Origin of the sequence: Fischerella sp. (genome assembly GCF_013388695.1) — a bacterium.
Lineage (GTDB): Bacteria > Cyanobacteriota > Cyanobacteriia > Cyanobacteriales > Nostocaceae > PCC9605.
This window is the reverse complement of sequence record NZ_JACAEU010000095.1, coordinates 1-9,972: the sequence shown is the minus strand read 5'-3', so window position 1 is coordinate 9,972 and position 9,972 is coordinate 1. Positions and strand designations below refer to the sequence as shown.

Here is a 9,972-nt window from a genome sequence, read left to right as displayed (position 1 = left end):
ATGAATTATGTGTGCATACATTTTTGTAGTTCGATGCCAAATCATTGTAGAGACGTAGCAATGCTACGTCTCTACATACCCGTGAATTGTAAATTCATATCTTGATTCAGCAACGCCGTTTATTTTGACTCTATTTTTTAGAAATTCCTAGTGCTTAGATTTCGTATTTGCGATCGCCCCACTCCTAGCCTTAGAATTTCTACATAGTTATACAATTATGTATTAAGTATGACTTTAAGTAAATAGAATAACTGAATACCAATAAAATGTTCTGCCAAAATGCCGAATTGGAGTTATCGGTTAGTGGTTAGTGGTTAGTGGTTAGTGGTTAGTAGTTAGTGGTTAGTGGTTGTTAACTATGCCCAATGCCCAATGCCCAATTCCCCATCTCCCCTCTATACCAACAGGTACGGTTATTGCGATCGGATCACCCTCTAAAGATAGCTGTAGATGCTGAGTCAGAAACGATAAATTGGATATGTAGTCTGTGATGAGAGCTACTGCCATTTCACTCTCACTTTGGGTTACAGACTGGCGTCACTGGCTAAACACACAAAACATCCCACCCTTTTGGACAAAATATAACCAATATCGTTTTTCAAGCAAGTGTTGTTATGCGTAAAAAACTACAACGAGCCTTCAAACCGCTTTTAAAAACCCTGTTCCTCCTGTTTCTTGTGTTCACATTGGCGTTGAGTCACGCCGATGGAGCGCTAGCAGCAAGTGGGGGTCGGATCGGCGGTGGTTCCTTTAGAGCACCCAGTCGCGGCTACTCATCACCCCGGACATATGCACCTCCCGGTGGAGGATACTATCCTGCTCCTTATCCAGTTTATCCAGGTGGTGGATTTGGGTTCCCCTTTGTCGTGCCCATTTTTGGTATCGGCGGTGGATTATTTAGCCTGTTGATATTTATTGCGATCGCCAGCTTTTTACTACAATCCTTCCGTCGTGCTGCAAGTGGCGGTTATGAAGATGAAGTAGGCTACGGCAGCAACCCTACTGTTTCCATCACACGTTTGCAAGTGGGTTTGTTAGCTCAGGCTCGCGATTTGCAACCCGAATTCAACCACATCGCTGAAACAGCTGATACCAATTCCCCAGAAGGTAGAACCGAAGTATTGCAAGAAGCCAGCCTCGCCTTGCTCCGCCATCCAGAATATTGGGTTTATGCAGGTGGTGGTACTCAACAAGCGCGTTTAAGTGCTGCGGAATCTGTATTTAACCGTCTGGCATTGGCAGAACGTAGCAAGCTTACTGAAGAAACTCTATCTAATGTCAACAACCAGCTTAAAGCAGCCACTCCCAAAGGTGCTTTACCTTCCACTGGTGAACTAGACAACCCAACCCGTCTGATTACCGAAGGCCCCGGAGAATACATTATCGTGACTTTACTGGCGGCGACACTGGGTAAATTTGAAATTCCACAGATTAACAGTGCCGATGACTTGCGTCAAGCATTGCGTCAAATCGGCAGCATCCCTGGCGAACAACTGCTAGCAATTGAAGTGCTGTGGACTCCGCAAGCAGAGGGCGATGTCCTCACGGCTGATGATGTATTAGTACAATATCCAGACTTGAAACTGGTTTAATTGTTTGTGTCTGGATAAGTGAAAAAGTTAGCTGACAATCTGCTAATTGACAATCCCACGGCTTTAAGCCGTGGGATTTTTGATTTCACCAGTTAACTTTAGCTTATACCAAGCTGCGTTCAGACATAGCAATAGCAATTCGTGCCCTCTCCCCTTCCCCTCTCCCAATTTGGGAGAGGGGTGCCGACAGGCGGGGTGAGGGAAGTACTATCTTTGACTGCAACTTAGTATTACAGAGCGAGGTCGTCCGCGTAAACGAGTCGTGTTGCCGATCGCTGCTCAAACAGCAGGTATTCTTCCATCACGCTCCAGAAAAATGCCCGAAGTGTCTTCCGCCGCGCATCTGATGGAATTGTATAGTTAAAAGAGCGATCGCATGGCTTGAGCTTTGCCAAGTGATTCTCACAGCCGCATCCATGTTCGATGAAGTAGCCGCGACGGCTCGACACACTGTCAATGAACCGCCGTAGCATTGACACATATCCCCCATGTAGGATCGCATCAAACTTTCGCGCCACTGCAATGTCCTTTTCACTAAATCGGAAAGAGCGAACCTCAAACAGGTCTGCTCGCTCAAGGGGATGCAGAAAAGTCCAGTAGAAGGTAGAAGGTACGTCGTAGCCAAGATCGGCGAATAGATCGCTGACGATATCAACAAGCGCTAGTCGTTCTGTCTGCTGTGGAGAGTCCTCTTTGTGAAGTTGACTCCGAATTTGGTGCAAGTCTGGGTAGTTTTCTGGGAGGAAAGCGTTGCCATAGTGGCTGACAGTTTCCCATGCGAGTTGCCCGTTCCCTTCGCAGTATGCCGCCTTCAAGTTTTCGGTGTCCGGACGCTCTAAAAAGAGGATATGTCCACACCGATTCTTTGCGAGGAAAACCTGCGCCATCGCTGTATAGATGCGGGGTTCACTCATCCACGCACCCTCCGAGATACGCTGCCAACTCTGGGGCATTAAATTGAGCGAAACCGCTGGCTCGCCATTGATGGTGGTCAGTGTCTCGCTCCAAGCGGATCTGGTTGATGTTGATAACATTGAGAAAAACCGCTCCTTGGAGTATGCGCTCCTAATAGTTTTGTCCCGATTCTTGGTCAGTGTTATAGCACCCGTCAAAAGACAAGCTGTCAAACTTCGTATATGTTATGGCGGTTTTTACGCACTTGTCTGCAAACAGGGAGGAGAAAATAAATTCCCCCTCTCTGTTTGCGGAGAGAGGGGGTGAGGTTTCGACTGTGTTGCAGCAAAGCGAGAAACGCTATATTGATTGGAGTTTAGTTGGCGATCAACTGGTAGTACAGCACCACAAAATCAAAGGCGCTCGTATACTACCGTCTTCTCGCACCAAAACCAGTGCTACGGCGAGGCGCAGAACGACCGCTACCAAAACTACCACCAGGACTGCGTCTAATGGTGCTGGATCTTCCAGAAGGTCTGAGAGTGCTGCTGCCATAACCAGAACCAGTTGCACGGCTGCCAGCAGTACTACGTGGAGTAGTACGTACAGTGGAGCTACCGGGAGATGTTCTTCTAATGTTTCCTGTTGTGCGGAAAGCAGTACGATTTCTTACTGCTGCGGGTGGCTGATTATAACGACGCTGATAGTTGGTAACTGCCTCGTCATAGCTTCTGCCATAGCCACCGTAGCCAGTCAAGACCACTCCTGGCTGATATACAGGTGGTACATAGTAATGAGGTCTAAACAATGCGTTACCTATTGCCTGACCCGCTAAAGATCCCGCTAAGCTGCCAGCAAAAGGAGACCAAAAACTATTCTCTCGGCGCACTACTACCGTTTCCTGCTGTCCGGTTTGGGGGTTGGTCTGAGTCTCGGTGACGTTGTGGGTATACTCTATTTTGAAGTCTTCTGTTAAGTAGAGAACTGGCTGTCCGTTCTCCACCTTCAAGTAGCTTTTTTTACCCTCTTTGATTTCGTCATCGGTCAGCCGCGCCATTTGTAAATTTTCGGTTCTAAAAGTTGGGGGCGTAGCATTGAGTAAAAACAGGGTGTACGTCCCATCAGCATCGTCATAGCTAGCTTGCTGCACTGGATACTGACCATCACTCAGCTTGGTGGTGATGTTTGTTGTTTGGCTGGCGTTTTTAGCTTGTGGCGTAGCTTGGTTTGTTCCGCCACCGCAACCAACCGTAGTTATGCACAAACTCAGCGTTAAAACAAGTACTGTAAATTTACGCAAGATTTTCATCAGCATTTGATTATTGTTCCATCTGTGAGCTTAACAACTTCTCGATCTAACTGGTAATTGGTAATTGCTAATTGGTAATTGGAGAAAACCGATTATCTATTACCCCTAATTCCCGACCGAGACCTGAGTTCCCCTTTGCCCTACAAGTTATAAGGGAATTAACTCTGGATAGTATTGCAGAAGCTGATCGTTAGTAAGTTCATCACCCAATTGAGCTGGTGAAAAATGCACCTGAATTGCCCGCAGTTTATGGTTATAGTGTAAGTTAATTAAAGCTTTCAAGCCTTCCTTGAGGGCATTAATATTAGCAAGGTCAGTTTCTAATTCCGGCACTTCTCCTTCATAAGCAACTGTAATCATCACAACGACATTGCGGGTTACAGGTATAGAAAAGGATTCCTGATAATCAGATTCAGAACTGAAATCTGGTTCACTCTTGTAACGTTGGGCAGAGTCGGTAAACAACTCATTCACATAGTCTCCCGCCTCACCTTCATCCCAAAAAACGTCGCCTTCATTAGACGCAGAAAGCCAGTATTCATCGTATTGCAGTAGAGTTTCGCAGATTTCTACTAACCCTTCTCCTAAAACTTCGAGGTCGCCTTCGGAATCTATTGCATCTCGTGCACCACGATTTAATACTCCCAAGATTGGTGCGACTTCAGACCCAGCTAAATGTAGCATTATGCGACAAACTACATAGCGAGTTTTGCCCATCATTTTATTAAAGCTATCGCGCATTTTTCCTCCTGATATTGGTGGTTAGTGGTTAGTGGTTAGTGGTTAGTGGTTAGTAGTTGGTATTTGTTTTTTATCTCCACTAAATACTCTCCCATCTCACTTTCTTTCACATTATCCCTAATTCTTACAACCTATTAACCACTAACCACTATCTACTAACTATTAACCATTAACATATGTAATGAAATCCTTGGAAAAAATCAATTACTAAACTCAAAGAAGGCACGATCGCTTTGGCTGTATCTAGGGAGTGTTCATTATAGTCAGAAGCATGGTTATTAGATGTATCAATCAATCTACCAAAGCGAGGGTGGTCATGGATTATCAAACTTTGAGCGCTAGAATTAGTTAAAATTGTCTGGGTTGGTGCTTGAAAAAAATTTAATTTAGATGTTATTTTCAATATATTTTTGACTTGCCTCATCACAGTGGCTTTGTCTCTAGCTTTTTCTATCAATGTAGTTAATTCCTGGAAGAGGTAAGGAGAAGTATTTTCGCTGTTGATCGTTGCCAGTACTCTCAGAATATTATTCTGAGTGTTTGCAGCATCTTGAAACGGAAGAATAGCCACATAAGCTATGGGCAATAAATTTATGTCGCTATCAACGCGGAAGGTAAAAACTGTGCGCCGAAGCCCAATTTCTACACTGGGGGGTTGTTTTAATTCATGGTATTGTTGGGCAATTTGGTAATAAGCACCAGCAATGGCAAAATTAGCTTCGTGATCTAAAGGTCTATCAACGATAATCCGAATTGTTGGTGCAGTTTCGTTAAAAAACTCGCGTGATTCTTCAGTGCTGAAATGTTGAATGATAGAGCGATCGCCACTTGGACTGAGATCAACCCATTCACAAATCATCCCTTCAGTTTTTAAACCAAATCTGGAGGTAGAATAAAGCTTTGCCCCTGTTAAAGTTGCTCCTGATAAATCTGCACCTACCCACTCAGCCTTAATTAATCTTGCCTGAGTTAAATTGGCGTGAACCAAACTTGCATTGGTTAAATTGGCGTTGCTTAAGTCTGCCCCAATTAAATTAGCACCACTTAATTTTGCTCCACTCAGGTTTACCACACTCAAATTGGCATGACGAAAATTCACTTCATTGAGTTTTACCCCACTCAAGTTAGCTTCAGGCAGATCAACACCGCTAAAGTCTCTCACTCCCGCTTCGTATTTTGCCAGCAATTCCTCTACATTCATTAGGGCTAGTTATTTGTCTAAATTGGTAATGAATTTCACTCAAAATCACAATGAAAATTGGTATTTTAGGACTCGGACTAATTGGCGGCTCTTTAGGGTTAGATTTGCGATCGCACGGACATTATGTTTTCGGTGTCAGTCGCCGAGAATCAACCTGTACTAAGGCTATTGCCCTAGGTAGCGTAGACGAAGCATCGGTTGAAATGAACCTGCTTACTGCCGCAGAGGTTGTATTCATTTGTACACCTATTGGGCTTATTATTCCCACAGTCGAGCAATTAATTGCTCATCTACCTGCTCATGTGATTGTGACTGATGTTGGTTCGGTGAAAACTCCGATAGTCAAGGCAATTTCTCCCCTCTGGGAAAATTTTATCGGTGGACATCCAATGGCGGGTACAGCCGAAAGTGGTATTGAAGCGGCACAGCGGGATATATTTGTCGGTAGACCTTATGTGTTGACAGCAACAGCTACTACACCAGCAACCGCAATAACTGTGATGGAGAAAATTGTCACCCAGCTTGGGTCTACAATTTACCATTGTTCTCCACAAGAGCATGACCGAGCAGTTAGCTGGATTTCCCATTTACCTGTGATGGTGAGTGCTGCTTTGATTAGTGCGTGTATGAGTGAAAGCGATCGCCATGTTTTGCAATTAGCTCAACAGTTAGCTAGTTCCGGCTTCAGAGATACCAGTCGCGTGGGTGGCGGCAATCCAGAGTTAGGAACGATGATGGCAAGATATAATCAACAAGAATTATTGCGATCGCTCCAACAATATCGCCGCAATCTCGATGAGTTAATTAATATGATTGAGCAGGAAAATTGGACAGCGCTACAGGAAAAGTTACGGTTCACTCAATCCAGCCGTCCTAAATTTATTGATGATTAAACTTATTCAGGAAGACGATACTTATTGGCAAGTAGCGCGTAGACGCAACAGCGGCTTGTCGTTAGACATCGCCATCGCTTTAGGTTGGGGAGTAACTGCACCCTTGGTGGTAAAAAATTTTTGAACCACCAAGACACAAAGACACAAAGGTAAAAAGGGTTTTCATGCGTTATAACATGTCATTCTGAGCGACAGCGAAGCATGACAAATTACTTCTTTGACTGCAACTTGGTATTACAACACCTTTCAGGAATCTTGGGCAATGCCACTGAATTATTTCCATAATAAAAGTGTAATTTGATGTGCGCTTATGTTTATGAATGAACAGCGCCAGCAAGCTTATCTCAACTTGATTCAAAGCTTGTTGAATTGCCCAGACGGAGAAGAACCAGAGATTTTGGCAGCGAACCAAGACTTACTTGATGCTGACTTCTTGGATGTGCTGGTAGCTGTGGCTGAGATGATGGCACAAGAGGGAAATGAAAATACAGCGAATTGGTTAATAAATCTGGCAACAATACTCGCTAGATATTTATATGAACCATTCTTATTCTTAATAGAAGTACTGCAAGCAACAGCCGAAAGCCGGGGTGATGCACAAGTAGTTTACTCTTTACTGGCAGCAAACACAGATAAACTCAATCTTCTTTTTGCTGACGTACTCCGCCGTTGGGCAACAACTACCCTAGAGGAAATGCAGCCAGATGAGGCGGAATACCTAGCGGCTGTTCTTGTTCTTTTTAGCAACAGAATTAGGGAGTTTCCCTTGGGTGACAAAGCTAGCAACATGGAAATTGCCATCGCTGGCTATGAAATAGCGCTGACTGTCTACACCCGCCAGGCTTTGCCCCAAGATTGGGCAATGACGCAAAATAATCTCGGCACTGCTTACTCTAACAGAATCCAAGGAGACAGAGCCGAGAATCTCGAAAGTGCGATCGCAGCCTATACTGCTGCTTTGGAAGTAAGAACCCGCCAGGCTTTGCCCCAAGAATGGGCAACGACGCAAAATAATCTCGGCACTGCTTACCGTAACAGAATCCAAGGAGACAGAGCCGAGAATCTCGAAAGTGCGATCGCAGCCTATACTGCTGCTTTGGAAGTTTTTACCCGCCAGGCTTTGCCCCAAAATCATGCGGAAACTTTATTTAATCTAGGTCTTCTTTATCAACAAGAAAAACGGTACACATTAGCTTACAACACTTTTGAATCTGCCATTGAAACAGTGGAATCATTGCGGGGGGAAATAGTTTCTGGTGAGGAAAGCAAACGCAAACAAGCAGAAGAATGGAATGCACTTTATCGCCGTATGGTAGAAGTTTGCTTAGCATTGCAAGAAGACACCCAAGCAGTTGAATATATTGAACGTAGCAAAACCCGGAATTTGGTAGAGTTGCTATTTACCCATGATTGCTACCCGAAAGGCGAGATACCCCCAGAAGTCAAAAATCAACTGCAACAGCTACGACAAGAAATAGAGGAAGAAAAGCGCCGTTTAGAACAAGCAGAACAAACTCAAAGCTTTGATATTAATCGCAGCAAGTTGAATCAGTTGCGTCAACAGCGCGAACAACTGATGTCAAGAATTATCGGCTTCAACCCCATCCGCTATAGCGAGATTCAAAATCTACTCGATGAAGAGACAGCAATTATTGAATGGTACATTTTCAATGATTGTTTTCGCGCTTTCATCATCACCCACGACAAAGATAAACCAGAAATTTGGCCTTCCAACGCTGAAGATTTAGAAAAGTTGGTAAATTGGACTTTTGATGAATATCTTGAACTGTATTATGATGACAAGCTCAAGTGGCGATATTGTCTACACAATCAACTTACACAATTAGCCGAGATTCTACATCTAGATGAAATTGTCTCCCTTCTAGCAGGTGCAAAAAAGATCATTTTAGTTCCCCATCGTTACCTGCACCTATTACCCATCCACGCTTTACAGCTAGCTTCGGGGGAATATCTAATTGATAAATTCCCTAATGGTGTGAGTTATGCACCCAGTTGTCAACTTTTGCACTTTGCTAAAAGTAAAGCTACCCCACCCTCCCCGCAAGCGGGGAGGGGTTCTAATCTATTCTGCAATTTCTTCGCTATTCAAAATCCCACCGACGATTTAGAATTTACCGACATCGAAGTCGAGACAATTGCTGATACATTTCACCCACATCATATTCTCAAAAAAAGCGCCGCCACAGAAGCAGCTTTGGCAGAACAACCAAACGCCGATAATTTCCATGATGCACATTGGTTGCATTTTTCTTGTCACGGTTACTTCAACTTTAACTTTCCCTTGCAATCTGGTTTACAGCTAGCAGATACGCTGATTTCTCCCATCCCTACTGATGCAGAAGCAACCCGCCTGCTGAAAATATCTGATGATGTCGCCATTGATTTAGAAAAATGCCTCACTTTAGAAGACATATTTAATTTAAGTTTTCCTAACTGTCGTCTTGTGACTCTTTCTGCTTGCGAAAGTGGCTTAGTTGACTTTACAAATACCAGTGATGAATGTATAGGTTTGCCAAGTGGATTTATCAAGGCAGGTACAGCCAACGTTGTGAGTAGTTTATGGGCAGTAGATGATTTTTCTACAGCTTGTGCAATAGGAGAGTAACCTCACCCCCTACCCCCTCTCCGTAAACGGAGAGGGGGAGGATTTTGTTAATGAGTTCGTAGTTAGTGCTTTAGCGCTAAAGCGCTAACTACAAGCAAAAAAATTTGAAAACAAAAATTTCCAAGGGGTATAAAATATGGAGCCGGAAAAATTAATTCAAGCTTTTACAAAAGTAGTGCAAGAGCAAGATTATGTATTTGATGATGCAGCCATTCAAGATATACCATCACTGCAAAAAAATCTTGCTGAATTAAAACATCTGACAACAGAGTCACTCGCTGAAGCGATTCGCTTATGCTATATCAATCATGAATCTGTGAGAGATGCGGTATTAGTTACAGAACGTGAAATTTCTAAAGTTCAAAAGTCAAATCCCGCCTCTCAAGAAAATACTCTCGAAAATCGCTATCGAGTTTTGCAAGAGGAAGTGCAAAAATTACAAGAGAAGAAGCAAGGAGAGAATGTCCAAAAATAGCAAACAAATTTGTAGTGGCGTGACAAGTCTAAATATAGTGCATAAGATTATAGTTATTGTGGTGTGGGCATCTTGCCCGCACTCACAGGACGGACGAGACGCCCATCCCACAAGAAAATTAGGGCGTTGCTGAATTTGGTCATGAATTATGTTTGCATACATTTTTGTAGCTCGATGCCAAATCATTGTAGAGACGTAGCAATGCTACGTCTCTACATACCCGTGAATTGTAAATTCATAT

10 protein-coding genes are annotated in these 9,972 nt (G+C 43.7%); 5 read left to right on the top strand and 5 right to left on the bottom strand.

Annotation, left to right across the window (positions count from 1 at the left end; genetic code table 11):
- Positions 1–342: 342 nt before the first annotated feature.
- The gene (locus tag HXY43_RS12940) at positions 343–507 is read right to left on the bottom strand and encodes a hypothetical protein (protein ID WP_290883595.1); all 165 of its coding nucleotides are present in this window, start codon (positions 505–507) and stop codon (positions 343–345) included.
- A gap of 107 nt (positions 508–614) precedes the next feature.
- Here HXY43_RS12940 and HXY43_RS12935 point away from each other — a divergent pair, with 107 nt between their 5' ends.
- Positions 615–1,592, top strand: a complete 978-nt coding sequence (locus tag HXY43_RS12935) for a DUF1517 domain-containing protein (protein ID WP_290883594.1) — start codon at positions 615–617, stop codon at positions 1,590–1,592.
- A 230-nt stretch (positions 1,593–1,822) separates the two neighbouring features.
- On the opposite strand, the gene HXY43_RS12930 is transcribed toward HXY43_RS12935, so the two are convergent.
- The 4 genes from HXY43_RS12930 to HXY43_RS12915 form a co-directional block, all read right to left on the bottom strand.
- Entirely contained in the window at positions 1,823–2,506 is a 684-nt protein-coding gene (locus HXY43_RS12930; RefSeq protein ID WP_290883593.1) for a hypothetical protein, read from the bottom strand.
- Positions 2,507–2,916: 410 nt separating this feature from the next.
- A complete protein-coding gene (locus tag HXY43_RS12925; RefSeq protein ID WP_290883592.1) occupies positions 2,917–3,801 on the bottom strand; it encodes a hypothetical protein in 885 nt (294 codons plus the stop codon).
- Between the two features lie 141 nt (positions 3,802–3,942).
- Positions 3,943–4,536 (bottom strand): DUF1517 domain-containing protein, encoded by a 594-nt coding sequence (locus tag HXY43_RS12920; protein ID WP_026731532.1) that lies wholly within the window; start codon positions 4,534–4,536, stop codon positions 3,943–3,945.
- A 169-nt stretch (positions 4,537–4,705) separates the two neighbouring features.
- Positions 4,706–5,737 carry a pentapeptide repeat-containing protein gene (locus HXY43_RS12915; RefSeq protein ID WP_290883591.1) on the bottom strand — a complete coding sequence of 344 codons (1,032 nt, stop codon included), beginning with the start codon at positions 5,735–5,737 and terminating at the stop codon, positions 4,706–4,708.
- 50 nt (positions 5,738–5,787) lie between these two features.
- On the opposite strand from HXY43_RS12915, the gene HXY43_RS12910 reads away from it, so the two are divergent.
- The 4 genes from HXY43_RS12910 (at position 5,788) to HXY43_RS12895 (ending at position 9,731) form a co-directional block, all read left to right on the top strand.
- On the top strand, positions 5,788–6,630 hold the full coding sequence (locus HXY43_RS12910) for a prephenate/arogenate dehydrogenase (RefSeq protein ID WP_290883590.1): 843 nt from the start codon (positions 5,788–5,790) through the stop codon (positions 6,628–6,630).
- On the top strand, positions 6,623–6,754 hold the full coding sequence (locus HXY43_RS12905) for a hypothetical protein (RefSeq protein ID WP_290883589.1): 132 nt from the start codon (positions 6,623–6,625) through the stop codon (positions 6,752–6,754). The genes HXY43_RS12910 and HXY43_RS12905 overlap by 8 nt, the downstream gene beginning before the upstream one ends.
- A 192-nt stretch (positions 6,755–6,946) precedes the next feature.
- The gene (locus HXY43_RS12900; protein ID WP_290883588.1) at positions 6,947–9,256 is read left to right on the top strand and encodes a CHAT domain-containing protein; all 2,310 of its coding nucleotides are present in this window, start codon (positions 6,947–6,949) and stop codon (positions 9,254–9,256) included.
- Between the two features lie 136 nt (positions 9,257–9,392).
- Positions 9,393–9,731 carry a hypothetical protein gene (locus tag HXY43_RS12895; RefSeq protein WP_290883587.1) on the top strand — a complete coding sequence of 113 codons (339 nt, stop codon included), beginning with the start codon at positions 9,393–9,395 and terminating at the stop codon, positions 9,729–9,731.
- Positions 9,732–9,972: the final 241 nt, after the last annotated feature.

Bases quoted from the DNA above. Each gene is read 5' to 3' on its own strand.
- HXY43_RS12940 (WP_290883595.1), bottom strand. From the start codon at position 507: ATGGCAGTAGCTCTCATCACAGACTACATATCCAATTTATCGTTTCTG.
- HXY43_RS12935 (WP_290883594.1), top strand. From the start codon at position 615: ATGCGTAAAAAACTACAACGAGCCTTCAAACCGCTTTTAAAAACCCTG.
- HXY43_RS12930 (WP_290883593.1), bottom strand. From the start codon at position 2,506: ATGAGTGAACCCCGCATCTATACAGCGATGGCGCAGGTTTTCCTCGCA.
- HXY43_RS12925 (WP_290883592.1), bottom strand. From the start codon at position 3,801: ATGCTGATGAAAATCTTGCGTAAATTTACAGTACTTGTTTTAACGCTG.
- HXY43_RS12920 (WP_026731532.1), bottom strand. From the start codon at position 4,536: ATGCGCGATAGCTTTAATAAAATGATGGGCAAAACTCGCTATGTAGTT.
- HXY43_RS12915 (WP_290883591.1), bottom strand. From the start codon at position 5,737: ATGAATGTAGAGGAATTGCTGGCAAAATACGAAGCGGGAGTGAGAGAC.
- HXY43_RS12910 (WP_290883590.1), top strand. From the start codon at position 5,788: ATGAAAATTGGTATTTTAGGACTCGGACTAATTGGCGGCTCTTTAGGG.
- HXY43_RS12905 (WP_290883589.1), top strand. From the start codon at position 6,623: ATGATTAAACTTATTCAGGAAGACGATACTTATTGGCAAGTAGCGCGT.
- HXY43_RS12900 (WP_290883588.1), top strand. From the start codon at position 6,947: ATGAATGAACAGCGCCAGCAAGCTTATCTCAACTTGATTCAAAGCTTG.
- HXY43_RS12895 (WP_290883587.1), top strand. From the start codon at position 9,393: ATGGAGCCGGAAAAATTAATTCAAGCTTTTACAAAAGTAGTGCAAGAG.